Raw genomic sequence first — 25,462 nt, 5'->3', positions numbered from 1 at the left:
CCGCCGGTGCACAGCAACGAGGGAAGGAAACTCCACATGTGGAGCAGTAAATTGGTGCGCCGGGTCGCGCTGGCGGCCACCGCCGCCCTGGCGTTGACCGGTGCCGCGGCCTGCGGCGACTCCGACAGTTCTGCCGGCGGCTCCGGTGACAACAAGAAGATCACCATCGGCTACATGTCCTGGGACGAAGCCATCGCCGCCTCGTACCTCTGGAAGAACCTGCTGGAGGAGAAGGGCTACGAGGTCGAGCTCAAGAACGTCGAGGCGGGGATCGTCTACCAGGGCCTGTCGACGGGCGACATCGACCTCTTCCTCGACAGTTGGCTGCCGCAGACGCACGCCGACTACATGAAGGAGTACGGCGACAAGCTCGAGAAGCTCGGCGTCTGGTACGACAACGCCCGCTTGAGCATCGCCGTGCCCGAGTACGTCAGCGACGTCAACTCGCTGGAGGACCTGGCCGACAAAGCCGACACCTTCAACGGCGAGATCATCGGCATCGAGCCTGGCGCCGGCCTGACCGCCGCCACCCAGGACAAGGTCATCCCGGAGTACGGTCTGACCGGCAAGCTGAGCCTGAAGACCTCGTCGACCCCGGCCATGCTGGCCGCGCTGGACGGCGCGATCAAGGCCCAGAAGCCGATCGTGGTGACCCTGTGGCACCCGCACTGGGCCTACGCGAACTACCAGCTCAAGGACCTGGCGGACCCGAAGGGCACGCTCGGCGGGACCGAGGAGATCAACACCCTGGCCCGGGAGGGCTTCAGCGCGGACTTCCCCGAGGTCGCCGAGATGCTGAAGAAGTTCAAGATGGACAACCAGCAGCTCGGCTCGCTGGAAGACCTGATGTTCAACGTGCACCAGGACGACGAGCCGAAGGCCGTGGAGGAGTGGCTGAAGGCCAACCCGGACTACGCCGACACGCTCGAACCCGCCGCCTCCTGACGACTCGGCACCCAACGATCCGCCGCCGGTGGTGGGGCCCACGTGGCCCCGTCACCGGCGGCGGATCCGTCTCCCGGAAGCCACACCGCACCCCGTCGTCTGCCGACGGTCGGTTACCCAGCGGTAGATCGCCGCGCGGCGCTCCGGGCAACCAGGCCGGCCGGCGGTAGCCTCGCGGTCATGACCGTCTTCGACATCCCGATCGGCGCGCTCAGCGGTGGCCCGGCCGACCTCTCGCAGTACCGTGGCCAGGCGCTGCTGGTGGTCAACGTGGCGTCCCGCTGCGGCCTCACCCCCCAGTACGCCGGGCTGCAGAAACTCCAGGACGAGTACGCCGACCGGGGGCTGGTGGTGCTCGGCGTGCCGTGCAACCAGTTCGCCGGCCAGGAACCGGGCAGCGCCGCCGAGATCAGCGAGTTCTGCCAGGTCAACTACGGGGTGAGCTTCCCGCTGACGGAGAAGGTCGACGTCAACGGTCCGGACCGCCACCCGCTCTACGCCGCCCTGGTGCAGACCTCCGACGCTGACGGCCACACCGGCGACGTCCGCTGGAACTTCGAGAAGTTCCTGGTCGCCCCGGACGGCACCGTCGCCGCCCGGTTCGCCCCCACCGTCACCCCCGACGACCCGACCCTGCGCACCACCGTCGAGAAGACCCTCCCCACCCCCTGACCCACCATCCCCCACCCCCGACGGTGTGCGTCACCGGAGTTGACCAAGGAGTTTGCACCCTCAGACCTGCCCCTTCCGTGACCAAACTTCTTGATCAACGCGGGGGTCGGCGTCTGGGCGGGATGCTTGCGCCTGGACGGGGCAAGATCCGCGCAACTTCAGCGATATTGCTGTCTCCGAGCACGCCTGAGGCAGCAGTATCCGTGAAGTTGCGCGGATCATGATGAGCTGCGGAGGGTGTACGGACACTGGGCACACCGGGCGGCAGCGGCGCAGGCTGGGCGGGTACGCACGCTCGACTGAGCGGATACCCGCGCTGAGCTGGGCGAGGCGGCAAGCACAGCCGGGACACGGGCCGCACCGCCCGCCCCCGCCGCGACGCGCACCGTCATCCAGCGACGCGCACAGTCACACACTCAGCCCCGGCGATCATGGAGTTGTGGCGGGTTTTATGACCCATAAGTCCAGTTTTGGGCGCACCACAAGTCCATGATCGGCGGGGTGGACCGGATCCGGCGAGAACCCGGGGCCGGTGGCCGGAGGCGGGGGTAGGTTCGGACGTGACGGGTCGGCGTGGGGCGGGAGGATCTGGCGTGTCGGTCGTAGGGCTGATCGGGAGCGGGCACATCGGGAGCACCGTGGCACGGCTGGCGGTGGCCGCCGGGTACGAGGTGGTGGTGAGCAACTCGCGCGGGCCGGAGACGCTCGCCGACCTGGTCGACGAGCTGGGCCCGGGGGCCAGCGCGGGCACCGCCGACGCCGCCGCCGAGGCCGGCGACCTGGTGGTGGTCACCATCCCGCTCAAGGCGTACCGGTCGGTGCCGGTCACGCCGCTGACCGGCAAGGTCGTCATCGACACCAACAACTACTACCCGGAGCGGGACGGCCGGTTCCCCGAACTGGACGAGGGCACCGCCACCAGCAGCGAACTGCTGCAACGCCACCTGCCCGGGGCACGCGTGGTGAAGGCGTTCAACAACATCTTCTTCAAGCACCTGTCCGCCCTGGCCCGACCGACGGGCGCGGCCGACCGCAGCGCGCTGCCGATCGCCGGTGACGACGCCGAGGCCAAGGCCGTCGTCACCGCGTTCCTCGATCGCATCGGCTACGACGCGGTGGACGTCGGCAGCCTCGCCGAGAGCTGGCGGTTCCAGCCGGACACCCCGGCCTACGGCACGATCTATTCCGCCGACCCGGCCAACTGGCAGCAGGAGGCCCCCGGCGACGCCGACAAGCTGCGTGCGGCACTGGCCGAGGCCGGCTGACCCGTCAGCCCTCGCCGGCCGCCGGCACGGGTGACGGCCCCGGCTCCAGGTTCATCCGTCACCAGCCGCCGTGCCCTCGCGGCGGGCGCGCCACTCCGGCGCCAGCACCGACCAGACCTCCAGGTCGACCCGCCCGCCCGGGCGGGACAACACCTCCCGGAGTACGCCGTCGCGCCGCATCCCGAGCCGACGGGCCACCGCGATGCTGCGGACGTTGCCGGCATTGGTACGCCACTCGACCCGGTGCAGTCCGCGCTCGACCAGCGCCCAGTCGATGATCCTGCCGACCGCGCGGGTCACCAGGCCACGCCCCTCAGCCGCCGGTTCCAACCAGCAGCCCGCCTCACAGACCCCGGTCGCCGCGTCGAACGACACCAGCAGCACCCCGCCGACCAGCCGGTCGCTGAGCCAGATGCCCCAGATCCCGCCGCCGTCACGGGCCCACCGGTCGGCGTACCGCTGCAACACGTGCCGCGCCCCGTCCAGGTCGGTCGCCACGAAGGACGGCCCCACCCAGGGTGAGATGTGCTCCCGGGCCCGGTCCAGGTTGGCCAGGAACTCCTCGGCGTGCCACGGATCGAGCGGACGCAACTGCGCGTCCTCCGTCAGGTCAATGGCGAACATCAGCGAACTCCCGTCATCGGTCGCTCCGGCTGCACCGGCTCCTCAGAGCGGGCGGCGGCCGGCGAAGCCGCAGTCGGCGCGGTGGTACCAGCGCACGTCGCTGTCGCCTTCCAGCCAGCACCAGAGCACCTGGCGGCCGTCCCGTTCGCCGGGGAAGTCGAGCAGGATCGGTGCCAGGCTCTTGACCTCGATGCCGGGTTGGCGCAGCTCGTCGAGGATGGCGTGCAGGCGGGCCTCCAGCGCCTTCACCTCGGGTCGGCCGCCGAGCGCGCTCAGCCCGTGGGTGGCCAAGTCGGTCTGCAACTCGGCCAGGTCGGCCCGGACCCGGATCAGCTCGTCGATGCGGGGGTGCAGGGTGGCCACCAGGTGCCGGGCCTGGGCGAGTGTGAACACCGCGACAGTATGCGGCACGCCTGGCACCGGCAGGAGCCCGCCGGGACCCGCGTCGCCGGGTCGGCGTCAGCGCGTACCGGCGTCGCCGGTCACTCGGCCTGGGCGGCCAGCTCGCGGGCCCGGTCACGGGCCGCCTCCAGAGCGGCCAGCAGCGCCGCGCGTACGCCGTGGTTTTCCAGCTCGCGTACGGCGGAGATGGTGGTGCCGGCGGGCGAGGTGACCGCCTCGCGCAGCTTCACCGGGTGCTCGCCGGAGTCGCGCAGCATCACCGCCGAGCCGATCGCGGTCTGCACGATCAGGTCGTGCGCCACCTGCCGGGGCAGGCCGAGCAGGATGCCGGCGTCGGTCATCGCCTCGACCAGCAGATAGAAGTACGCCGGGCCGGAGCCGGAGAGCGCGGTGACGGCGTCCTGCTGGGTCTCGGGGACCCGGATCGTCGCGCCGAGGGGCTTGAACATCTCCTCGGCCAGCGCCAGGTGCGTGCCGGTGGCGTGCGCCCCGGCGGAGATGGCGGTCATCGCCTGGTCGACCAGGGCCGGGGTGTTGGTCATCACCCGGACCACCGGGGTGCCCTCGGGCAGCCGGCGGCTGAAGAAGCTGCTGGGCAGGCCCGCGCAGAGCGAGATGACCAGCTTGTCGGCGGGCACCTTGGGCCCGATCTCGTCCAGCAGGGCGGCGGCGTCCTGCGGCTTGACCGAGACGGCGAGCACGTCGGCCTCGTCGACGGCGGTGAGGTTGTCCACCACCCGGACGCCGTAGCGGGCGGCGATCTCCTCGGCCCGTGCCGGTCGGCGGGCGGTGGCCAGCAGCCGGTCCACCGGCCAGCCGGACCGCAGCAGGCCGGAGAGCATCAGCTCGCCGATCTTGCCCGCGCCGATCACCGCGACGGTGTGCACCCCGGCTGACACCTGACGTACCCCCTTCGGGTACCGGCGTCGCGGCGGGCCGGACAGCCCGCCGCGACGTCGGGACGACGATCAGCTGCCGAAGAAGACCTCGGCCTCGGCGTACCGCTCCAACGGAACGGTCTTCAGCTCGCGGGTGGCGTCGGCGAGCGGGACGCGGACGATGTCCGTGCTCTGCATCGCGACCATCTTGCCCCAGTCGCCCTCGTGCACGGCGTCGATCGCCTGCAGGCCGAGCCGGGTGGCGAGCACCCGGTCGAACGCGGTCGGGGTGCCGCCGCGCTGGATGTGCCCGAGCACGACGGTGCGGGCCTCCTTGCCGGTCTTGGCCTCCAGCTGCTCGGCCAGCCACTGGCCGATGCCGCCGAGCCGGACGTGACCGAACGAGTCCAGCTCCTGGTTCTGCAGGACCATCTGGCCCTCCAGCGGCTGGGCGCCCTCGGCGACCACGACGATCGGGGCGTACTGGTGCTGGAAGCGCTTCTCGACGTAGCCGGCGACCTGCTCGACGTCGAACTGCCGCTCCGGCAGCAGGATCACGTTGGCGCCACCGGCCAGGCCGGCGTGCAGGGCGATCCAGCCGGCGTGCCGGCCCATCACCTCGACGACCAGGGTGCGGTGGTGGCTCTCGGCGGTGGTGTGCAGCCGGTCGATCGCCTCCATCGCGATGTTCACCGCGGTGTCGAAGCCGAAGGTGTAGTCGGTGGCGCCGAGGTCGTTGTCGATGGTCTTCGGCACGCCGATGACCTTGACGTCCAGCTCGTGCAGCTTGGTGGCGACACCGAGGGTGTCCTCGCCGCCGATGGCGATCAGCGCGTCGACACCCTGCGCGGCAAGGTTCTCCTTGATCCGCTCGACGCCGTTCTCGATCTTGAAGGGGTTGGTCCGCGAGGAGCCGAGGATGGTGCCGCCGCGCGGCAGGATCCCCCGGACCTCCGCGATGCCCAGCGGACGGGACAGACCCTCCAGCGGGCCCTTCCAGCCGTCCCGGAACCCTACGAACTCATGGCCGTAGCTGGCGACGCCCTTACGGACCACCGCCCGGATGACCGCGTTGAGACCCGGGCAGTCGCCGCCGCCGGTGAGCACGCCGATACGCATGATCCGCTCATCCTCCTGGGAGCAATTCGGTCAAGCCCGATCAAGCCCCAGGATATGTGTCAGGTCAGACCTCGGCACCGTTGCCGGCCCGGGGCGGGCCGTCCCTCCGAACTGTAGTCGCCGCACCGGCCCACCTCACACCGCGCCCCGGTTACCAGTCAGTAGCCGTCGTCGCCGGTGGACGTCGGGCCGCCGCCCGGGGCCGAGCCGCCCCGCCCGAGCAGGGCGACCGAGCGGCCGTCCCGAACGTTCCAACACCGGGCCTCGGTGACGTGCACCGCGACCAGCGTCAATCCGCTCGTCGCCACTCCGTCCGGGAACCACCCGGCCAACCCCGGGTGCCACAGCCGCTGCGCCCGCGCCCGGTCGTAATCGTCCCGGGCGGTACCGGACATCGACGCCCAGACCTGCCCGTCCGGGTCGTGGAGGCCCACCTCGACCTCCGCGTTGACCCGCAGTTGGCGGACGGTCGACGAGCCGGCGTACGCGAAGAACCACAGCTCGCCGTCGAAGTCCGCGCGTTGCAGGACCATCGGGCGGCCGACCAACCGGCCGTCGAGGGAGGTCGTGGTGAGCGTGCCGACACCGACTGCCCTGATCAACTCGGTGATCCGGTGCCGGGCGTCCCGGACGGTCAACACCTCGTCACGCTCCCTCGCCTCGGCACCGTTGGCCACACCGATGCCCGGGGCAGAACGGGCCAAACCACCAATCGACCGCACTGCGGGGACACCGGCGCTACAAACCGGTGATCGCCCGCCACCGGGCCAGGTTGTGCCGGGCGTCGACCAGGGCGTCGTGGCGGGCCGCGTCGGCGTTCGGCAGCCGTGGCCGCCCCCGCTCCTCCCAGAGCTGCCGCAGCTCCTTGGTGTAGCGGGGGATCTCCCGGGGCAGGGCCGGCATGGCGCCCCAGAGCTGCGCCAGCGCCACGTGGTCGTACGCGGCGTACCAGGCCCACAGCTCCAGCTCCTCGCCGGGCCGGTCCCGGATCGGCTCGACCAGGAAGTCGTACAGCTCGTCGCGGATGCGTTCCCGCGACCGCCACGCCCGGTCCGCCGGGGACGGCAGTTTGTCCAGCACGTTGCGGCGTACCCAGGGCACGGCGCGGGCGGCGTCGAACTCGGTGGAGACCGCGTAGAACTCGCGGTCGTACTCGTCGACGACGCCGATCGAGACCAGCTCGACGGTCCGGCCGTCCTCGATGAATTCGCAGTCGTAGAAGTAGCGGTAGGCCATCCCCGCCATCCTCGCCGACGCCCGACGGGCCCGATCGGCCGGGTCACCCACCCCGGGAGCGTTTCCAATCGTCCCGATTGGGAGACATCGCAGCTCGAAGCTGTCACGGAAGTGATTTGAGGGGTGTACAGCAAGCGACCGGACCGTCATGATCTGATGTGTACCGCTGCCGGACGCCGCACGGGTGTCAGACCACCTCGTCAGGGGCCGCCAGGCTCACCCGGTGAGCGAGTTGGGTCCTTTACCGGGGAGGGGTGGGGCCGTGGAGATGCGCCTGCCGGAGCCGGGCGACGCGCTCACGGGTGTGGAGATGTTCGCCGGGCTGGAGCCGGAGGTGCGTCAGCGGGTCATCGCCGCTGCGGTGCCCCGGACGTACCGCAAGGGTCAGTTGCTGTTCGTGGAGAACGACCCCGGCGAGTCACTGATCGTGCTGCGACGGGGTGCCGTGGCCGTGTTCCGCACCGCGCCGACCGGCGAACGGGCCGTGCTGTCGGTGATCCGACCGCCGGACGTCCTCGGTGAGGTGTCGTTGCTGGACGCCTCCACCCGGTCCGCCTCGGCGGAGGCGATCGAGGACTGCACCGCGCTCGCCCTGTCCCGGGGCGCCTTCATGGAGCTGGTGCACTCCAACCCGCGGATCCTGGACGCGGTGATGCGCTCGTTGGGCGCGCTGATCCGCCGGCTCACCGAGCAGAACGCCGACCACGTCTTCCTCGACCTGCCCGGTCGGGTCGCCAAGACGCTGGTCCGGCTCGCCGGGGAGAGTCAGGCTCCGATGATCACCATCGAGCTGAACCAGAGCCAGCTCGCCGAGATGGCCGGTGGCTCGCGACAGAGCGTCAACCAGGCGATCGGGTCGTTCGCCAACCGGGGCTGGCTGCGTACCGAGGGGCGGCGGATCGTCGTCACCGACGTACCCGCGTTGCGGCGCCGGGCGGGCATGAGCGACCGCTGACCCACCGCGACGACGCGGGCACGACATACGGGCGGGGCCGGGGACGATCGTCCCCGGCCCCGCCCGTTGCACCCGTCCAGGTCAGGGCTTGGTGCTGCCCGGACCGGCCCAGTCCGTACCGCCCGGACCGGCCCAGTCGGTGCCGTCCTTGCCCGACCCCGGCACCTCGCCGACGATTCCCTGCGCCTGCAGGAGCGCGAGGGTGGCGGCGTCCACGTCCACCGAGTCACCGGCGGGGTGGGTCACTCCGTTACCGTCGGTCCAGTCACTCTTCAACATGACGTACACCATGAGGCTGTCCCCCTGCTCAGCGTTGTCCACTAGATCGGCTGCCTGAATCTAGCCGTTCGGCACGCGGCGGACCGCCCGGAGGAGTGTCCACAAGCCAACAGCCCGGTACCCGACAGTCCACCGGGCAGCGATACTCGGACCTGCGCCCCCCGGGCGTCGGGGCTCGCCAGTGGAGGGTGTCATCGCCGCACAGTGTGATCGCTGTGGACGCACCGCCGCCGACGGCGACCGCTTCTGCGGTGGCTGCGGTGCGGAGCTCGGCGCCGTCTGCCCGCACTGCCTGAACCCACTCGCCGCCGACGTGGCCTTCTGCACCTCCTGCGGCACACCCCGGGCCGGCAGCGACCGTCCCGCCACCATCGGCCAGGAGGACCGGCGCCGGGTCAGCGTCCTCTTCGTCGACCTGATCGACTTCACGCCGTACGTCGAGCGGGCCGACCCGGAGCTGGTCCGGGGCATGCAGACCGGCTTCTTCTCCGCCGCCCGCCGGGTGGTCGGGCAGTACGGCGGGGTGGTGGAGAAGTACATCGGCGACGCGGTGATGGCGTTGTTCGGCGCGCCGGTGGCCACCGAGACCGACGCGTTGCGCTGTGTCCGCGCCGGGCTGGAGCTGCAACGGGTGCTGACCCGGTTCGCCCCCACCGGCACCGACGGGCTGCGCTTCCGGGTCGGTGTGGCGACCGGCGAGGCGCTCGTCGACGTGGCCGCCGCCCGCGACGGCGGGCAGGCGATCGTGGCCGGCGACGTGGTGAACACCGCCTCCCGGTTGCAGTCGGTGGCCCCGCCCGGCGGGGTGCTGGTGGACGGGACCACGCACGCGCTCACCCGGGACACCATCCGCTACGACGAGCAGCCCCCGGTCACCCTGCGCGGCCGGTCCGCGCCGACGGAGGTGTGGTTGGCGCTGTCCGCGGTCCGTCAGCAGGCCACCGACCGGGAGCCGGACACCACGCCGCTGATCGACCGCGAGCACGAGCTGGGCATGCTGGTCAACGCGCTGCACCGCAGCCTGCGCGACCGCCGCCCGCAGGTGGTCACCGTCTTCGGCCGGGCCGGCATCGGCAAGAGCCGGCTGGTACGCGAGCTGCACCGGCACACCGGCCGGCTGGTGGACGAGCCGCTGACCTGGCGGATCGGGCGCTGCCCGCCGTTCGGGGAGAACGTCACGTTCGCCGCGCTGGCCGACATCGTCAAGGCCGAGGCGGGCATCCTGGACACCGATCCGGCCACCAGCGCCGCACAGCGGCTCGCCGGGGCGGTCGCCGAGCTGGTCGGGCCCGGCGAGCGGGACCGGGTCGCCGACGCGCTGCGTCCGCTGGTCGGTCTGGCCGGAACGCCGCTGCCGGCCGAGGAGGCCGAGTCGGCCTGGCGGCGTTTCCTGCTGGCCCTGGCCGCGCGCCGACCGACCGTGCTGGTCTTCGAGGACCTGCACTGGGCCGACGACGCCATGCTGCGCTTCGTGGAGCTGCTCGGCGCGGCCGCCCGGGACGTGCCGCTGCTGCTGCTCTGCACCGCCCGTCCCGAGCTGGTCGACCGCGATCCGAGCTGGGCGGGGACGATCACCGGCTCGGTGACCATCACCCTGCCGCCGCTGCGGGACACCGGCATCGCCGCGTTGTACGCGCACATGTTCGGGCAGGCCGCCTTCTCGGCCGACCTGTTGACCCCGCTGATCGAGGTGGCCGGCGGCAACCCGCTCTACGCGCACGAGTACGTCCGGATGCTGATCGAACAGGGCGCGTTGCGGCAGTCGGGGCGCGGCTGGTCGCTGGAGAAGCACCTGGACCTGCCGATGCCGGAGAGCGTGCACGCGGTCATCGCCAACCGGGTCGACCTGCTCGACCCGAAGGACCGGGCGGTGCTGCTGGCCGCGGCCGTGGTCGGCGTGCAGTTCTGGCCCGGCGCGGTGGCCGCCGCCGTCGGGCAGCCGGTGGAGGCGGTCGAGCGCGCGCTGCGTCGGTTGGAGCAGCGCGACTTCGTGCACGAGCAGGCCGCGTCCACCATGGCCGGCCAGCCGGAGTACCGCTTCCGGCACGTCCTGGTCCGCGACGTGTGCTACCAGCGGCTGCCGCGTACCGAGCGAGTGGCCCGGCACGACCGGACGGCCGACTGGCTGGACACCCTGTCGCAGAGTCGGGACACCGACCTGGCCGAGGTGCTGGCCCACCACCGCTGGGCGGCGCACGAGATCGCCCGGTCGCTGGATCTGGAGACCCGCCGCTACGCCGGCCCGGCCCGGGCCGCGCTGCACCGGGCCGCCCGCCGGGCGTACGCGCTGCACGGGTTGGACGCGGCGGCCAGTCACGCGGCCCGCGCGCTCGGTCTCGCCGACGACTCCGACCCGGTCGGCCGGCTGCAACTGGAGCTGCTCAGCACCGAGATCTCGTTCTACCGGGACGGCAACGCGTTCCTCTCCGGCGGCGGGCCGGAGCAGGTGCAGACGCTTGCCGACCGGCTGCTGGCCTGCGGCGACGAGGCGTGCGCGGCACGGGCCTGGACGCTGCTCGGCCAGGCGGCCTGGCTGCGGGCGGACCGGCAGGCCGCACTGCTCTGCCTGGACCGGGCGGTGCGGCTGTTCGAGCCGCTGCCGGACAGCCCGCAGAAGGCCGACGCCTTCGCCGAGCTGGGCCGGCTGCACATGCTCAACTACGAGCGCGATCCGGCGGTGGCGGCGGCGGCCACCGCCGCCGAGATCGGCGAGCGCCTCGGGCTGACCGAGATCCGCACCAACGCGCGGATCACCGCGGCCACCGCCCGGTACCAGGCCGGTGACCGGGCCGGCCTGGACGAGTTGCACGCCCTCGTCGAGTTCAGCCGCGCCGGCCAACTCCTGGCGCTGCCCCGGGCCACCCAGAACCTCGCGTACGCGGTCCGCGAGGAGGGCGACTGGCTGCGCTCCGACGCACTGCTCTCGGCGGCACCGGCCCGCACCGCAAGCGGGCAGACGCTGACCACCAGCTACTCCGGTGAGGCGATGCGGGCCTGGTTCGAGGGGGACTTCCCGCGCCTGCTCGCCGCCGCCGAGGCGTTCGTCGACACGCCCACCGGGAGTTGGGACATGCAGGTGCGCGGGCTGCGGTCGTGCCTGCTGGTGCTGCGGGGCCAGCCGGTACCGCCCGCCGCCGGACCGCCCCGGCAGCCGGGTGAGGGCACCGAGGCACACGGCGACGACGTGGCCGCCGCGCTGGACACCGCCCGACGCAGCGGCTTCCACCGGCTGCACTGGACGATGGTGGCGATGGGCGCGCTGTGCCGCGCGTTGCAGGAGCGCACCGAGGAGGCCGCGGCGCTCGTCGACGAGTTGGCCGAGGCGTGGACGACGGTGCCCGCGCTGGCCAGCGGCGAATGGATCGCCGCCGCCGGCTGGGCGGCCACCCTGTCCGGACGAAAGCCGGCGGCCCGGGTCCGCGCCATGCTGGACCAGGTGGGGCACCGTACGCCCTGGTCGGAGGCGGCGCTGCGGACCGTGACCGGGGCGCTGGCCGGTGCCGACGGCGACCACCGACGCGCGGCCGAGCTACACCTGGCCGCCGCCGAGATCTACGCCGGGATCCCCGACGTGACCGACCGGATGTTGGCGCTGACGTTCGCGGTGCGCGAGTTGGCGTCGGCGGACGACGCGGCGGCGACCAGCGGGCCGCTGACCGAGGTACGCGCGTTCGCACACCGCAACGGCGCGCCCGGCCTGCTCCGCCTGGCTTACCCGGCGGAGGCGGGTACCCGGACGCTGGCCTCCTGACCGTCGCCGGGAGTCGACTCAGGCGACCGAGGCGGCCGGTGCCGGGGTGGGCGTGATCTTGAGCTTTTGCGCGTACACGTCGACGTACTCGCGGCCGGAGAGCTCCATCAGCTCGTACATGATCTCGTCGGTGACGGCGCGCTCGACGAACCGGTCACCGGACATGCCGGCGTACCGGGAGAAGTCCAGCGGCGGGCCGAAGCGGATCCGGACCCGCGCGAGCTTCGGGACGATCGTGCCCGGCGGCTGGATCTCGTCCAGGTTGAGCATCACCGCCGGCACCACCGGCGCGCCGCTCTCCAGCGCCAGCCGGGCCACGCCGGTCTTGCCCCGGTAGAGCCGCCCGTCGGGTGACCGGGTGCCCTCCGGGTAGATGCCCGCGATGCCACCGGCGCGCAGCACGGTGAGCTGGGTGTCCAGCGCGGCGCGGGCGGCCTGACCGCCGGAGCGGTCCACCGGGATGGTGCCGGTGCCGACGAAGAACATCTTCGTCAGCCAGCCCTTGACGCCCTTGCCGGTGAAGTACTCGGCCTTGGCCACGAAGGTGACCTTCCGCGGCACGATCAGCGGGGTGAAGATCGAGTCGGAGAAGGAGAGGTGGTTGCTGGCCAGGATCACCGGGCCGGTCGCCGGTACGTGGTGCAGGCCCTCCACCTGCGGCCGGAAGATCACTCTCAGCAGCGGGCCGAGGAACACGTACTTCAAGAGCCAGTACAGCACCGGCGTCCTTTCAACGAGGCGGTCGTCGTCGCGACGGCACGGCCGCGTGGCAGGAAGCCTACGAAGCTCCACCGCCCGCCACAACGCCCGAGCGGACCGACCGACCCGCCGGGCGGAGCGTGGTCGCCGCCGTGTCCCCTGGCACGCTCCGAGCAAGAACGGACATAGGGGTACGGCCGCGACCAGCGGCACGGACACCGACTTCGTACCCCACGCCACAAGGCACTCCCCGAACCGACCCCGGACGTGTCACGATTCAGAGCACGGCGTGCGGGGGTGCGCCGAGGAGCTGGACGCGGGGCGCGCCGGCGGCGCGATGAGGAGGATGGTCCGGTGTCAGCGGGTGGGGCCCGCCGGGGACGGCGGGACAACGGGCTCGACGCCAGCGAGTACGCCATCGCCGGCGACGTCGACCCGCGCGTCGGTGAGCACCTGCTCGACGTGCTGGCCGCCGGCGGCATCGCCGCCTATCTGCAACCCTCGGCCGACCTGAACCCGGTCACCCGCACCACCACGGTCCCGGCACGGCCGGTGGACCGGCTCTACGTGGACCGCTCACATCTGAGCACCGCCCGGGACTACCTCAGCCAGCTCGCCGACGAGTCCGGCACGGCCCGCGCCGAGGAACCGGACATCGACGCCGAGTGGGAACGGATCGTCGCCGGTTTCCACAACTCGCCGGGCGGCGGGGACCACCCGTGGCCCGCCGCCGAGAACGTGGACGACCAGGCCGACGGCGGCAGCAGCACGATCACCACCCCTCGGCCGACGCCCGAGGAGCCGACCGGCCCGACCGCCACCGACGTACGCCGGCTGCCCTACGCCGCCGACGTCTCCGGCGTGTCGGTGGGACGCGGGCCGCGCGACGGCGACGGTCCGTCGCTGCTGGAGGGCCTGGACACCTTCGGTGCCGACCTGCCGGACGACCCCGACGACGACGAGCGCTACGTCCCGCCGCCGCCCCCGCCCCTGCCCCGGGTGTCGAAGTACGCCGTGGCGGGTGTCCTCGCCGTGGTGCTCGGCTTCGTGTTGTTCCTCTTCCCGGACATGCTCCCCGCCGACCCGAGCATCGTGACGCTGCTCGGCTTCACCGGCATCCTGGCCGGATTCGTCACGCTGGTCTGGCGGCTGCGTCCCGGCGACGCCGAGGACCGGGGGCCGGACGACGGCGCGGTCGTCTGAGCCGACCGGCGTCTGCGTCCACCGCGCACCGTAGCCGCCCGGATACCGGGACGCGCACCGCCCACGCCAAGGGACGTGACAGTGGTGTAACTTACTGTCAGTAGGAATACCGCAGTACGTCACGTCACCCGCCGACTGCCCGGTTGTTCCTTTCCTCGTGGGCGGTCACTCCCCCTGCTGATCGGAATGCCCGAGATGCGACAGAGTTCTCTCGTGGTGGTGGCCAACCGCCTCCCCATCGACGACAACGTGGCGCTCGACGGCGCCTGTGAGTGGCGCCGCAGCCCCGGCGGGCTGGTGAGTGCGCTACACCCGCTGTTACGACACACCCCGGCGACATGGGTCGGTTGGGCGGGCGGGACAGGCCCCGCACCCAGCCTGCCGGACGTCGACGGGGTGCGGATGCACGCCGTGCCGCTGAGCGGCGAGGAACTGCGCGACCACTACGAGGGGTTCGCCAACGCGACCCTCTGGCCGATCTATCACGACGCGGTCGAGCAGCCGGAGCACCACCGGCGCTGGTGGGACGCCTACCAACGGGTCAACCAGCGGTTCGCGGAGGCCACCGCCGAGGTCGCCGAGACCGGCGCCGTGGTCTGGGTGCAGGACTACCACCTGCAACTGGTGCCGGGGCTGCTCCGTACGCTCCGACCCGACCTGCGCATCGGCTTCTTCCTGCACGTGCCGTTCCCGCCGCCGGAGCTGTTCATGCAGCTCCCCCGCCGCGCCGAACTGCTGCACGGCATGCTCGGCGCGGACCTGGTCGGCTTCCAGCGGGCGCAGGCCGCGCACAACTTCGCCCAACTGGTCTCCAAGGTGCTGGGCCTGCCGGCCACCGACCGGCGGATCGCGGTCGAGGACCGGGTGGTCCGCATCGGCGCGTTCCCGGTCTCCATCGACACCGCCGAGATGGCCGCGCTGGCCGGCCGCCCGGCGGTGGCGGACCGGGCCCGGCGGCTGCGGCACGACCTCGGCAGCCCGGACCACGTGATCCTCAGTGTCGACCGGATGGACTACACCAAGGGCATCGAGCAGCGGCTCAAGGCGTACAGCGAGTTGCTGGCCGGTGGGCACGTCAAGGTCCGCGACACCGTGTTGGTGCAGGTGGCGGTGCCCAGCCGGGAGCGGGTCGGTCAATACCAAATCCTCCGTGACCGGGTCGAACGCGAGGTCGGACGGATCAACGGCGAGTTCGGCCGGGTCGGCGAGCCGGCGATCCACTACCTGACCCAGCCGTTCGACCGGGCCGAGCTGGCCGCGCTCTATCGGGTCGCCGACGTGATGGCGGTGACCCCGCTGCGGGACGGGATGAACCTGGTCGCCAAGGAGTACGTCGCCGCCCGGGTGGACGACGCGGGCGCGCTGCTGCTCAGCGAGTTCGCCGGAGCGGCGGCCGAGCTGCCGCAGGCGTACCTGGTCAACCCGCACGACCTGGAGGGGCTCAAGCAGGGCCTGCTCGCGGCGCTGCGGGCCGACCCGGCGGACGTCCATACCCGGATGCGGGCCATGCGCGAGCACCTGCACCAGCACGACATCCGGGCCTGGGCCCGGTCCTACCTGTCCACCCTGGACCAGAGCGGCGACCTGGTCACCCACCTCACCAGCGGCTGAGGTGGGTGGGCCCGGCCCGGGTCCGCACCACGCGGACCGGGCCGGGAAGTCGCGCCTTCCGGGCCGGTCGTCGCGGACTCAGAGGCGGTCGTCGCGGGCCGGGCCCTTGTCCAGCCAGTCCAGGATCGCGTCGATCGGCTCCTGCCACCGCGCGTCGAGCATCAGGTCGTGCCCCATGCCCGGAAAGAGCAGCGGTGCCGAGTCGTGCCGGCGGGCCGCCCCGGTCAGCGCCGACGGTGGCACCACCCGGTCGTCCGGACTGCCCAGCACCAACACCGGCGGACGACCCACCGGCGGCTCCGGCTCGGCCCCGGTCAGCAGCCGCCACTGCGCCCGCCGGGCCGCCCGCCCCAGCCGGCCGGTGTAGCGCCGGGCGTCGGCCTCGGGCAGCTCGCGGCTGAACAACTGGCGGCGGTGCAGTCGAAGCCCGCCGCCGAAGACCGCCGGGAGGGTGCCGAGCGGGTTGCGCCGCACCGCGGCACCGAACGTCGCCCACCCGCCGAGGACCGGCGCCACCAGCACCGCCGCCCGGGCCGGATACCGGGCCAGGGCGTGCGCGACCACCAGGGCCCCGGCGCCGTGCCCCACCAGCACCGCCTGGCGCGGCAGGCCCGCCGCCACCTGCACCACGTCGTGGGCGTACGCGCGCAGCGTCGCGTCCGGCGCCGGACCGCTGTCGCCGTGCCCCCGCAGGCTCACCGCGTACGCGGGGAAACCGCGCGCGGCGGCGTGCCCGAGCCAGTGTTCGGCGTACACCCAGGCGCCGTGCCCGAAGCCGGGCACGAACAGCAGGGGTGGCCGCCCCTCCTCCAGCTCGGGCGTGGCGCTGAGCACCTCGCGGCGCACCGGACGAACCGGCCGCGCCCACTCCCAGCTCCGCATCACCCGCACCCGGTCGCTCACGCCGCCGCCTCGCTTCGCTCGCTCACTTGGCCTCCAGGTCGCGCAGCGTGCGTTCCAGCACCCGCAGGTAGTCGGCGTGGCCGACCTCGAACCAGTGCCGGGTCGAGTCCTTGACCTGACCCGAGTAGCGCTCCCCGGCGCCGGCACGGACCCGCGCGGCGAACGCCGTCGCCCGCTCCGGCCGGGTGGTCCTTAGCCGCAGCAGCCGGGCGAAGAGCACCGCCTGCCAGTGCGACAGGGTGAACACACCGGAGTCCGGTTGGAGCAGCCCGGTCACCGCGAGGGTGGGGTGCTCCGGCACGAAGGCGTTGAGCCACAACCGGGGCCGGCCCACGCCCTCGTCGTCGCCGAGGATCTTCGCGTCCAGGAACTCGAAGCGCGGCAGGTAGCCGGTGGCGCAGACGACCACCTCCGGGTCGATCTGCCGGCCGTCGGTCAGCTCCACCGAGTGCGGGTGGAACCGGGTCACGTCCGGCACCGGCGTGATCGCGCCGTGGCCGACGTAGTAGACGAGCTGGCTGTTGGCGATCGGGTGCGTCTCGTACACCCGGTGGTCGGGCCGGGGCAGGCCGAAACGGGTCAGGTCGCCGACGGTCAGCCGCAGCGTGCGGTGATAGAGCCACTGCCGTACCCGCAGCGGCACCCGCAACGCCAACAGGGTGTCGTTGACCTGATCGGCCGGGCGGCCGAAGACGTACTTCGGGGCGTACCAGTAGCCCCGGCGGGTGGAGTGCCAGCAGCGTGCCGCCTGCTGCGCGGCCTCCACCGCGATGTCGCACCCGGTGTTGCCGGCGCCCACCACCAGCACCCGCTTGCCCCGCAACTGGGCCGGGTCCTTGTAGGACGACGCGTGCATCACCTCGCCCCGGAACTGTTCCAGTCCCTCGTAGCGGGGCAGCTTCGGCGACCAGTTGTGTCCGTTGGCGATCACCACGGCCGCGTACCGGGAGGTGCGCTCCGGGCCGTACCCGCCGGTGCTGCGGGTGGTGACGTCCCAGCGGTCGTCGGCGACCGGCTCGACCCGCACCACCTCGGTGCCGAACCAGATGTGCCGGCGCAGGTCGAAGTGGTCGGCGTACCGCTCGAAGTAGGACAGCAACTGGCTGTGGTGCGGGTAGTCGGGCCAGTCGTCGGGCATCGGGAAGTCGGGGAACTGGGTGAACGGCCGCGACGAGATCAGGTGCGTGCTGGCGTACACCGGGCTGCGGTCGTGCCGCCAGTTCCAGGCGCCGCCGATGCCCGTCTCGCGCTCGTAACAGTCGACGCCGAAGCCGTGCTCGGCAAGGTTCTTGACGGCGGTCAGGCCGCTGGCGCCGGCGCCGATGACGCAGACGGTGTCGCCCCGGTCGGAGACCGGGCGGCCGTCACTGCTGCGGGCGAGGGGGGTCGTCTCCGGTTCGGACCGACCGTGGTGCGCGGTGGGGGTGGGCACCGGGGTCTCCTTCGTCTCGGCACGGGTGCCGGGTCGCGCGAAATCCTCTCCACAACGGAGCGGGATGTCCAGTCCGCCGGAGCGCCGAAGGTCAGTCGACGGCGGGAATCAGCAGGTCGACCAGGATCGGAAAATGATCGCTGGCACGGCGGGTCAGTGGGGTGTCCAGCACGTCGTAGTCGACCACGGTGATCCGGGGGTCGACGAAGAGGGCGTCGATGCGTCGCCGGGGGTTCGCGCAGGAGTAGGTGAGCCGGTCGGCGCGGTCCGCGGCCACCGCCGTGTCGGTCAGCCCCTCCGCCACGGTCCGCCAGGCCGGGTCGCCCGGCTCCTCGTTCAGGTCGGCGGCGGCGATCACCGGGTACGGCGCGGCGGCCAGGTCCCGCCGGAACAGCTCCGCCTGACCGGGCCGCTCGGTCGGATCGGTGGACAGGTGCGAGCCGGCCACGGTGAAGCGGGCGGACCGGCCCACCACGCAGTCGGCGTACGCGGCGCCACGCAGGTGCCGCCCCGGTGTGAGCGGGAACCGCTGGCAGCGGGCGCCGGTCACCCGTACCCGCAGGTCGGTCAGGATCAGGTTGCCCAGGGCGGGCAGCCCACCGGCGGCGACCACCAGGCCGAACGACTCGGCCAACGCGGCCGACTTCTCCCGCCACCGGAAGCGACGCGGGCCCTCCTGGACCACCACCACGTCCGGTGCCGTGGTGCGGACCACCTCGGCCAGCGCGGCGGTGTCGTCACGCTGGCCGTGCACGTTGTAGGACACGACGCGCAGCGGCACGCCGGGAGCGCTCATCTCAGACCCGTCGGGCGAGGTCGGCCGCGCCGATGACGCCGGCGGAGTTGCCCAGCTCGGCGGGGCGGATGTCGGCCACCGGCAACCGGCTGCGCTGCGCCAGCGCATCGGTGAACGAGCGCCGGGTCGGGCCCATCAGCAGGTCACCGGCGTCGATGACGCCACCGCCGACGACCAGGACCTGCGGGTCGAGGATCTGCGCCATGTCCGCCAGGCTGGTGCCGAGCCAGCGGCCGACCTGGGCGAACGCCTCGGCGGACACCGGGTCACCGCCCTTGGCCGCGGCCGTCACCATCGGGCCGGTGATCGCCTCGGCCTCACCGTCGGCGAGCTCCAGCAGCGCGGTGGCGCGGTGCGGCTCCTGCCGGGCGGCGGCGCGGGCGAACCGGACCAGGGCGCTGCCGCTGGCGTACTGCTCGATGCAGCCCAGCCGCCCGCAGCCGCACTGGTGGCCGTCGGGCACGGTGAGCATGTGTCCGAGTTCGGCGGCGATGCCGTTGGCACCCCGGACCAGTTCACCGCCGAGCACGATGCCGCCGCCGACACCGGTGCCGATGGTGAACATGACCATCGAGTCGTCGGCCTGCCGGGCGGCGCCGTAGCGGAACTCGGCCCAGGCGGCCACGTTCCCGTCGTTCTCCACGATCACCGGCAGCCCGACGGCCGCGCTGACGTACGCGCGCAGCGGCTCGTCGCGCCAGGCCAGGTTGGGGGCGAACAGGACGGTCGAGCGGCCGGCGTCGATCCAGCCCGCCGCGCCGATGCCGACCGCCTGGATCTCGTGTCCGGAGGCGAGCTCGGTGACCAGTTCGATGATGACGTCCCGCGTCTTGCCGACGTCGTCGGCGGGGGTGTCCCGTCGGGTCTGCACGAGAACCCTGCCGGTGTCGTCGACGACACCGCCGGCCACCTTCGTGCCACCGACGTCGACTCCGATGGTCAGCGTCACCGCCGCCACTCCCCTCTGCTGTGCCACCCCGCGCACCTGCCCTCGCCGGTGGTACGGGTCCTCCCTGGTCAGGCCCCGTCGCCTGGCTCGCCCTGCGGCCTGCCGGGCACAGCCTCCGCCTCCGCTGCGGGCTCGTCACCCGGCGCGGGCGCACCGTCGGGCACCCGCGAGGCGGGCACCACCGGGCGGTCGCCCGGCGTACGGCGTGCGGTCGGCCCGACCGGCCCGGCGGCGTCGACGGGCGTGGCGACCGGCGCGGCGTCGTCCTCCGCCCGGGTGGCGGCGGACCAGACGTCCCGCTCCGGTGCCGGCTGAGAATCATGCCCGGTACGGGTGGCCTCGCGCCACACGTGATCGCTGTCCGGGCTGCGCCCGGCGGGCGTGGACGGGCCGGCGGTGGGCGCCGGGGGGTCGGACGGGGACCCGGCGTGGCCGGGGGCGGGCTGGCGCGGGGCGGAGGGCGGTGCGCTGGGGTCGAAGGGCGGTTCGGTCGGGGTGAAGGCCCGCAGGAAGCTGGCCAGACCGGCGGCGAGGTCCCCGGCGCCGGTGGCCAGCCGCTCGGCGAACTCCGGACTCGGGTCACGCAACGCGGCGATACCTCGACAGACCGGACAGACACAGCATTCTGCGGCACCGGTGGCGAAACCGACGCCGGTCGGTTCGGCGTGACCAGCCCGGTCGCCGGGGGCGTCCTTGTGACCGAGGACACTGGTCACCATCCCACCGAGCGGGCCGAACGGCCCGGCGCCGGGATTCGCGGCGGCCAGCCTGACGCCGGCCAGCAGAGTGGCGACCAGCCGCTCCGCCTCTTCCCGGGCCGTACCCGGATCTGTCGCACCCATGCTGGGCTCCTCTACCGTGGCGACCGGGTCGCCGGACGCGTCACTGCGCCGCACCGAGTGCTTCTACCCGGCGCTTGAGCTGCTTCAACGCGGCGTCCATGATCATCTTCTCGGCCTTGCGGCGGAACATCCCGAGCATTCCGACCGCGAGGTCCACCTCCAGCGTGTACGTCACGGTGGTGCCCCCGTCGGCGTCGGCCACCAGGTCGTACGAGCCACGCTGGGACTTCTGCATCTTCGAGGGGGCCACCAGGTGCCACTCGATGTGGGACAGGTCCTCGGAGTAGCCGTACTCGAGCACGTACTCGTCGGCCATCACCCCGGCGTCGAGGACGAACCGGACCTGGCTGGCATAGCCGTCCTCGTACTCCTCGACGACCTCGGCCTGCCGCACCGCCTCGGCCCACTCGGGATAGCTCGGAAAGTCACAGATCACCGCCACCACCCGGTCCGGTGGCGCGCCGATGGTGATCGACTGGGTGGAGGAGTCCGCCATGGGGGGAGGCTACCCGCCCCGAGGCGGGCCCCGCGCCGCACCGCCCCACCTGCGATGTGCTCGTACGCCGGTCAGACGGTAGGTTTCACTCCAGCCGCCCGGGCGGCAGATCCGGCCAGCGAGCACGAGGGAGTGCAGGTGCGCGAGTTCTCCGTCCCGCCGATCGTCACGGTCGGCGATTCCGCCAACCTCACCGACCCGGTCTGGGACAACGCCGAAGCCGCCCCCGACTCGGTCCAGTTCGTCCGGCGCGACGGCTCCGGCGGATGGGTCGACGTGACCTGCCGGGAGTTCCGCGACGAGGTGGTGGCGGTGGCCCGGGGCCTGGTCGCGGCCGGGGTCCGCCCCGGTGACCGGGTCGCGCTGATGAGCCGCACGCGGTACGAGTGGACCCTGGTCGACTACGCCATCTGGGCGGCCGGCGCGGTCACCGTGCCGATCTACGAGACCTCCAGCGCCGAGCAGGCCGCCTGGATCCTGGCCGACTCCGGTGCCGTCGGCGTCGTGGTGGAGACGACCGCGCACGCCACCCTGGTGTCCGGCGTCCGCGACGACCTGCCCGACCTGGCCCACCTCTGGCAGATCGACCTCGGCGGCGTGGACGAGCTCGTCACCGCGGGCGCGGCGGTGGAACCGACCGAGATCGACCGGCGCCGCGCCGCCCTGCGCTCCTCGGACGTCGCCACCATCATCTACACCAGCGGCACCACCGGCCGGCCCAAGGGCTGCGTGCTGACCCACCGCAACATGTACGCCGACATCGCCAACGCGGTCCCGGTGCTGCCGAACCTGTTCCGCCCGAACGCGTCGACGCTGCTGTTCCTGCCGCTGGCGCACTCCTTCGCCCGGCTCATCCAGATCGGCGTGGTGCACGCCCGGGTCACCATGGCGCACTGCGCCGACCCGAAGCACCTGGTCGCCGAGTTGCAGGAGGTCAGGCCGACCTTCGTACTCTCCGTGCCCCGGGTCTTCGAGAAGGTCTACAACGGCGCGAAGCAGAAGGCCGAGGCCGCCGGCAAGGGCAAGATCTTCGCGCGGGCCGAGGCGGTCGCCATCGCGTACAGCGAGGCACTGGAGACCTCGACCGGTCCGGGCCTGGGCCTGCGCGTGCAGCACGCGCTCTTCGACCGGCTGGTCTACGCCAAGCTGCGGGCCGCGCTGGGCGGCCGGTGCCGGGACGCGATCTCCGGCGGTGCACCGCTCGGCGCGCGGCTGGGGCACTTCTTCCGGGGCGTCGGCGTCACCGTCTGCGAGGGGTACGGCCTGACCGAGACCTCCCCCGCCGCCTCGGCGAACCTGCCGGACTTCACCCGGATCGGCACCGTCGGTCGCCCGCTGCCCGGCGTGAGCATCCGGATCGCCGACGACGGCGAGGTCCTCATCGCCGGCGACCTGATCTTCCAGGGGTACTGGCACAACGACACGGCCACCGCCGAGGCGATCACCGCGGACGGCTGGTTCCACACCGGTGACCTCGGCTCGCTCGACGGCGACGGCTACCTGACCATCACCGGCCGGAAGAAGGAGATCATCGTGACGGCCGGCGGCAAGAACGTCGCCCCGGCCGTGCTGGAGGACCAGGTCCGGGCGCACCGTCTGGTCAGCCAGTGCCTGGTGGTCGGCGACCGGCAGCCGTTCATCGCCGCGCTGGTCACCCTCGACGAGGAGGCGCTGCCGGCCTGGCTGGAGTCGGCCGGACTGCCGGCCGGGACCGACGTCGAGGCGCTGCGCGAGAACGAGGCGCTGCGGGCGGAGATCCAGGCCGCGGTGGACAAGGCCAACCAGTCGGTCTCCAAGGCCGAGGCGATCAAGGTGTTCCGGATCCTGCCCCGCGACTTCACCGAGGCCACCGGTGAGCTGACCCCGTCGATGAAGGTCAAGCGTCAGGTCGTCCACAAGACGTACGCGGCGGAGATCGCCGACATCTACGGCGCCTGACTACGATCCGTCACGTGCCCGCCTCGACATCGGCTCTGGCCCGCTCCCACCCGCTCGCCGCGGCGGCGCGGGTGGTCGTACTCGCGCTGGTCGCCGTCCTCACCCTGCTCGCCACCCGCGACGTGGCGCAACTGTGGTGGATCGCCCTGCTGGCGGTCGCCGGGGTGCCCGCGCTGCTGGCGCCCCAGCACCGCCTGGTCGGGCCGCTGAGCCGGGTGGCCGAGGTGATGGTGCTCGGTCTGGCCGCGAGCCAGGTCGCCGCGGTCGCCACCGTCGGCGGGCACGTCGGCGGGCTGGGCGCCTCCGCGGTGCTGCCCTACCTCGCGGTGCCGGTCACCGTGACCGCGCTGCGGCGGCGCTTCCGCGAGGGCGCCACGCTGATCGCCGTCGTCGCCGGGACCCTGCTGGTCGCCGGGGCGCTGACCGAGGTCGGCGGGGTACGCCAGCTCAGCCAGCCCGGTTACCTGGCGGTCTGTGCCCAGTGGCTGATCCTGGCCGCGCTCGGCCTGTACGCGGCCAGCACCCTGCACCGGGTGATGCAGGTCCGGCAGGAGGGCAAACCGCAGCCGTACGCCGAGGCGACCCGCCTGCTCACCCAGCTCCGCACGGTGGCCCGGCAGTTGCCCGGGGCGACCCTCGACCCGGGCGGCATCTCCGAGCACCTGCTGGAGGAGTTGCGCACGGTGGCCCGCACCGACCGGGGTGCGGTGCTCTCCGCCAGTGGCGGCGGGCGGCTGGTGGTACTCGCGCAGATCGGGGCCGACCGGGTCGACTGGGAGACCACGCTCGACGCCGACTCGGCCATCGCCGACGCCTGGGCCAGCCAGCAGCCGCAGACCGCAGCCCGCTCGCAGTCCCGCACGCACCGGGGCAATGACGTCTCCGCGCTGATCGTGCCGCTGGTCGCCGGGCTGCGGACGGTCGGGCTGGTGGTGCTGGAGGCCGACGCCGGGCAGGCGTACCCGCCCTCGGTGGTGTCCCAGGTGACCGCGCTGACCGGCCCGGCGGCGCTGCGGCTGGAGGCGGCGCTGCTCTTCGACGAGGTGCGTTCGCTGGCCACCAACGAGGAACGGCAGCGGCTGGCCCGGGAGATCCACGACGGGGTGGCCCAGGAACTCGTGATGGTCGGCTACGGCATCGACAACGCGCTGGCCACCGTGCACGACGACGCCGAGGAGACCGCCGACTCGCTGCGCACGCTGCGCCAGGAGGTCACGCGGGTGATCACCGAGCTGCGGCTGAGCCTGTTCGAGCTGCGCAGCGAGGTGGACCGGCACGGCGGCCTGGCCGCCGCGATCGCCGAGTACGCGCGGACCGTGGGCGCCTCCGGCGGGCTGCGGGTGCACCTGTCGCTGGACGAGTCCACCGCGCGGCTGCCCGCCGCCACCGAGGCGGAGCTGTTGCGCATCGCCCAGGAGGCGGTCACCAACGCGCGTAAGCACGCCGGAGCGTCCAATCTCTGGGTCACCTGCGAGGTGGATCCGCCGTACGCACAGATCGAAGTGTCGGATGACGGTCACGGCATAGGTGACCAGCGCTCGGACGGGCACTATGGTCTTGCGATCATGGCCGAGAGAGCGGAACGTATCCGAGGCCGGTTGGAGATCAGGCCGCGACAGCCGAGCGGGACGACCGTAGCGGTGGTGGTCGGTTCGTCACCCCGGCGCGATAACGTTCGCGGTAGCGCCGCCGCAGCAGCAGAAGGGGAGTAACCCGAGGATGACCACAAGCCCGACACCGGCCACTCGTACCAAGGTCCTCCTTGTCGACGATCACGACTTGATCCGCAAGGGCCTGCGCCACGCCTTCGAGCGTGACCGGCAGTTCGAGGTCGTCGGCGAGGCGGCGACGGCGGCCGAGGGTGTGCGGCAGGCCGGCGCGCTGCAGCCGGACGTGGTGATCATGGACCTGCGGCTCCCCGACGGCAGTGGCCTGGAGGCCACCCGCGCGCTGCGCAAGTCCAGCGCCACCATGGGCATCGTGGTGCTCACCATGTACGCGGGTGACGACCAGCTCTTCGGTGCCCTGGAGGCCGGGGCCAGCGCGTTCGTGCCGAAGACCGCGCCCGCCGACGAGGTGGTCGCCGCCGCCCGGCACGCCGCCTCCTCCCCCAGCGCCTTCACCGCCGCCGACCTGGCCGAGGCGATGAAGCGGCGGCTCGCCCCGTCCGGCCCGCAGCTCTCCCCCCGCGAGGGTCAGGTGCTGCGCCTGCTCGCCGACGGGATGAGCGTCGCCGGCATCGCCAAGCAGCTCTTCGTCAGCGAGTCCACCGCCAAGACCCACATCTCCAAGCTGTACGAGAAGCTGGGCGCGGCCAACCGGGCCCAGGCGCTGATGACCGCGCTGCGGCTCGGCCTGCTCGAAGCGCCGGACGCCCCGAAGTTCTGACCCACCCGTCGCGGCACCCGGCGTCGAGGCACGTCCTCGCCGCCGGGGCGCCGGGGTACCCCTCGACGGGAAAACGCAT

General features: G+C 72.7%; 24 protein-coding genes. 10 read left to right on the top strand and 14 right to left on the bottom strand.

The annotated features are described in order from the left end of the window. Nucleotides 1-36: 36 nt before the first annotated feature. The 3 genes from ABT008_RS13450 (at nt 37) to ABT008_RS13440 (ending at nt 2,882) form a co-directional block, all read left to right on the top strand. On the top strand, nt 37-945 hold the full coding sequence (locus ABT008_RS13450) for a glycine betaine ABC transporter substrate-binding protein (RefSeq protein WP_350696304.1): 909 nt from the start codon (nt 37-39) through the stop codon (nt 943-945). Between the two features lie 180 nt (nt 946-1,125). Then, entirely contained in the window at nt 1,126-1,617 is a 492-nt protein-coding gene (locus tag ABT008_RS13445; RefSeq protein WP_350696302.1) for a glutathione peroxidase, read from the top strand. A 593-nt stretch (nt 1,618-2,210) separates the two neighbouring features. Beyond that, nucleotides 2,211-2,882: an NADPH-dependent F420 reductase gene (locus ABT008_RS13440; protein WP_350696301.1), complete on the top strand. Its 672-nt coding sequence runs from the start codon at nt 2,211-2,213 to the stop codon at nt 2,880-2,882. Between the two features lie 51 nt (nt 2,883-2,933). Here ABT008_RS13440 and ABT008_RS13435 read toward each other — a convergent pair whose 3' ends face one another. The 6 genes from ABT008_RS13435 to ABT008_RS13410 all read right to left on the bottom strand — a co-directional run bounded on the left by ABT008_RS13435 (nt 2,934) and on the right by ABT008_RS13410 (nt 7,141). After that, entirely contained in the window at nt 2,934-3,506 is a 573-nt protein-coding gene (locus ABT008_RS13435; RefSeq protein WP_350696299.1) for a GNAT family N-acetyltransferase, read from the bottom strand. Between the two features lie 42 nt (nt 3,507-3,548). Then, nucleotides 3,549-3,899, bottom strand: a complete 351-nt coding sequence (locus tag ABT008_RS13430) for a DUF2203 domain-containing protein (protein ID WP_350696298.1) — start codon at nt 3,897-3,899, stop codon at nt 3,549-3,551. 89 nt (nt 3,900-3,988) lie between these two features. Next, nucleotides 3,989-4,807 (bottom strand): pyrroline-5-carboxylate reductase, encoded by an 819-nt coding sequence (gene proC / locus ABT008_RS13425; RefSeq protein WP_350696296.1) that lies wholly within the window; start codon nt 4,805-4,807, stop codon nt 3,989-3,991. 69 nt (nt 4,808-4,876) lie between these two features. Next, nucleotides 4,877-5,905, bottom strand: a complete 1,029-nt coding sequence (locus ABT008_RS13420; protein ID WP_117228420.1) for a 6-phosphofructokinase — start codon at nt 5,903-5,905, stop codon at nt 4,877-4,879. A 158-nt stretch (nt 5,906-6,063) separates the two neighbouring features. Next, entirely contained in the window at nt 6,064-6,609 is a 546-nt protein-coding gene (locus ABT008_RS13415; RefSeq protein ID WP_350696294.1) for a pyridoxamine 5'-phosphate oxidase family protein, read from the bottom strand. 34 nt (nt 6,610-6,643) lie between these two features. Then, a complete protein-coding gene (locus ABT008_RS13410) occupies nt 6,644-7,141 on the bottom strand; it encodes a polyadenylate-specific 3'-exoribonuclease AS (RefSeq protein WP_350696292.1) in 498 nt (165 codons plus the stop codon). Between the two features lie 262 nt (nt 7,142-7,403). Between ABT008_RS13410 and ABT008_RS13405 the strand changes: the two genes are divergently transcribed. Then, a complete protein-coding gene (locus tag ABT008_RS13405) occupies nt 7,404-8,096 on the top strand; it encodes a Crp/Fnr family transcriptional regulator (RefSeq protein WP_013735136.1) in 693 nt (230 codons plus the stop codon). Nucleotides 8,097-8,177: 81 nt separating this feature from the next. Here the strand turns inward: ABT008_RS13405 and ABT008_RS13400 are convergent, their stop codons facing one another. Further along, entirely contained in the window at nt 8,178-8,375 is a 198-nt protein-coding gene (locus ABT008_RS13400) for a hypothetical protein (RefSeq protein WP_236146062.1), read from the bottom strand. A gap of 181 nt (nt 8,376-8,556) precedes the next feature. Between ABT008_RS13400 and ABT008_RS13395 the strand changes: the two genes are divergently transcribed. After that, nucleotides 8,557-12,126, top strand: coding sequence for an ATP-binding protein (locus tag ABT008_RS13395; protein ID WP_350696290.1), 3,570 nt, complete (start codon nt 8,557-8,559; stop codon nt 12,124-12,126). A gap of 18 nt (nt 12,127-12,144) precedes the next feature. On the opposite strand, the gene ABT008_RS13390 is transcribed toward ABT008_RS13395, so the two are convergent. Next, the gene (locus ABT008_RS13390; RefSeq protein WP_350696288.1) at nt 12,145-12,846 is read right to left on the bottom strand and encodes a lysophospholipid acyltransferase family protein; all 702 of its coding nucleotides are present in this window, start codon (nt 12,844-12,846) and stop codon (nt 12,145-12,147) included. Nucleotides 12,847-13,179: 333 nt separating this feature from the next. Between ABT008_RS13390 and ABT008_RS13385 the strand changes: the two genes are divergently transcribed. Both ABT008_RS13385 and ABT008_RS13380 read left to right on the top strand, forming a co-directional pair. Beyond that, on the top strand, nt 13,180-14,028 hold the full coding sequence (locus tag ABT008_RS13385; RefSeq protein WP_350696287.1) for a DUF308 domain-containing protein: 849 nt from the start codon (nt 13,180-13,182) through the stop codon (nt 14,026-14,028). A 195-nt stretch (nt 14,029-14,223) separates the two neighbouring features. Further along, nucleotides 14,224-15,639 carry an alpha,alpha-trehalose-phosphate synthase (UDP-forming) gene (locus tag ABT008_RS13380; protein WP_350696285.1) on the top strand — a complete coding sequence of 472 codons (1,416 nt, stop codon included), beginning with the start codon at nt 14,224-14,226 and terminating at the stop codon, nt 15,637-15,639. A 78-nt stretch (nt 15,640-15,717) separates the two neighbouring features. Here the strand turns inward: ABT008_RS13380 and ABT008_RS13375 are convergent, their stop codons facing one another. From ABT008_RS13375 to ABT008_RS13350, 6 genes are all read right to left on the bottom strand, one after another. After that, nucleotides 15,718-16,521, bottom strand: a complete 804-nt coding sequence (locus ABT008_RS13375) for an alpha/beta hydrolase (protein WP_502890431.1) — start codon at nt 16,519-16,521, stop codon at nt 15,718-15,720. Nucleotides 16,522-16,564: 43 nt separating this feature from the next. Beyond that, a complete protein-coding gene (locus tag ABT008_RS13370; protein ID WP_350696281.1) occupies nt 16,565-17,974 on the bottom strand; it encodes a flavin-containing monooxygenase in 1,410 nt (469 codons plus the stop codon). Nucleotides 17,975-18,065: 91 nt separating this feature from the next. Continuing rightward, a complete protein-coding gene (locus ABT008_RS13365; protein WP_350696280.1) occupies nt 18,066-18,770 on the bottom strand; it encodes an endonuclease/exonuclease/phosphatase family protein in 705 nt (234 codons plus the stop codon). Between the two features lies 1 nt (nt 18,771). Then, nucleotides 18,772-19,719 (bottom strand): ROK family glucokinase, encoded by a 948-nt coding sequence (locus ABT008_RS13360; RefSeq protein WP_350696778.1) that lies wholly within the window; start codon nt 19,717-19,719, stop codon nt 18,772-18,774. Between the two features lie 68 nt (nt 19,720-19,787). Continuing rightward, a complete protein-coding gene (locus ABT008_RS13355; protein WP_350696278.1) occupies nt 19,788-20,561 on the bottom strand; it encodes a hypothetical protein in 774 nt (257 codons plus the stop codon). A gap of 40 nt (nt 20,562-20,601) precedes the next feature. Then, the gene (locus ABT008_RS13350; protein WP_350696277.1) at nt 20,602-21,057 is read right to left on the bottom strand and encodes an SRPBCC family protein; all 456 of its coding nucleotides are present in this window, start codon (nt 21,055-21,057) and stop codon (nt 20,602-20,604) included. A 138-nt stretch (nt 21,058-21,195) separates the two neighbouring features. On the opposite strand from ABT008_RS13350, the gene ABT008_RS13345 reads away from it, so the two are divergent. From ABT008_RS13345 to ABT008_RS13335, 3 genes are read left to right on the top strand one after another with little or no spacing between them, the layout of a single operon-like run. Beyond that, nucleotides 21,196-22,995 (top strand): AMP-dependent synthetase/ligase, encoded by a 1,800-nt coding sequence (locus ABT008_RS13345; RefSeq protein WP_350696275.1) that lies wholly within the window; start codon nt 21,196-21,198, stop codon nt 22,993-22,995. Between the two features lie 14 nt (nt 22,996-23,009). Then, entirely contained in the window at nt 23,010-24,707 is a 1,698-nt protein-coding gene (locus ABT008_RS13340; protein WP_350696273.1) for a histidine kinase, read from the top strand. 7 nt (nt 24,708-24,714) lie between these two features. Further along, nucleotides 24,715-25,383, top strand: coding sequence for a response regulator transcription factor (locus ABT008_RS13335; protein WP_088972416.1), 669 nt, complete (start codon nt 24,715-24,717; stop codon nt 25,381-25,383). Nucleotides 25,384-25,462 lie beyond the last annotated feature (79 nt).

Origin of the sequence: Micromonospora sp. NPDC002389, from assembly GCF_040296095.1 — a bacterium.
Classification (GTDB): Bacteria; Actinomycetota; Actinomycetes; order Mycobacteriales; family Micromonosporaceae; genus Micromonospora.
Note: the sequence above shows the minus strand (reverse complement) of the source record. Positions and strands in the feature narration are given on the sequence as shown.

Coding starts and splice junctions, on each gene's coding strand:
- ABT008_RS13365 (WP_350696280.1), bottom strand. CDS start 18,770: ATGAGCGCTCCCGGCGTGCCGCTGCGCGTCGTGTCCTACAACGTGCAC.
- ABT008_RS13435 (WP_350696299.1), bottom strand. CDS start 3,506: ATGTTCGCCATTGACCTGACGGAGGACGCGCAGTTGCGTCCGCTCGAT.
- ABT008_RS13400 (WP_236146062.1), bottom strand. CDS start 8,375: ATGTTGAAGAGTGACTGGACCGACGGTAACGGAGTGACCCACCCCGCC.
- ABT008_RS13335 (WP_088972416.1), top strand. CDS start 24,715: ATGACCACAAGCCCGACACCGGCCACTCGTACCAAGGTCCTCCTTGTC.
- ABT008_RS13350 (WP_350696277.1), bottom strand. CDS start 21,057: ATGGCGGACTCCTCCACCCAGTCGATCACCATCGGCGCGCCACCGGAC.
- ABT008_RS13380 (WP_350696285.1), top strand. CDS start 14,224: ATGCGACAGAGTTCTCTCGTGGTGGTGGCCAACCGCCTCCCCATCGAC.
- ABT008_RS13450 (WP_350696304.1), top strand. CDS start 37: ATGTGGAGCAGTAAATTGGTGCGCCGGGTCGCGCTGGCGGCCACCGCC.
- ABT008_RS13445 (WP_350696302.1), top strand. CDS start 1,126: ATGACCGTCTTCGACATCCCGATCGGCGCGCTCAGCGGTGGCCCGGCC.
- ABT008_RS13375 (WP_502890431.1), bottom strand. CDS start 16,521: ATGCGGAGCTGGGAGTGGGCGCGGCCGGTTCGTCCGGTGCGCCGCGAG.
- ABT008_RS13410 (WP_350696292.1), bottom strand. CDS start 7,141: ATGGCCTACCGCTACTTCTACGACTGCGAATTCATCGAGGACGGCCGG.
- ABT008_RS13355 (WP_350696278.1), bottom strand. CDS start 20,561: ATGGGTGCGACAGATCCGGGTACGGCCCGGGAAGAGGCGGAGCGGCTG.
- ABT008_RS13420 (WP_117228420.1), bottom strand. CDS start 5,905: ATGCGTATCGGCGTGCTCACCGGCGGCGGCGACTGCCCGGGTCTCAAC.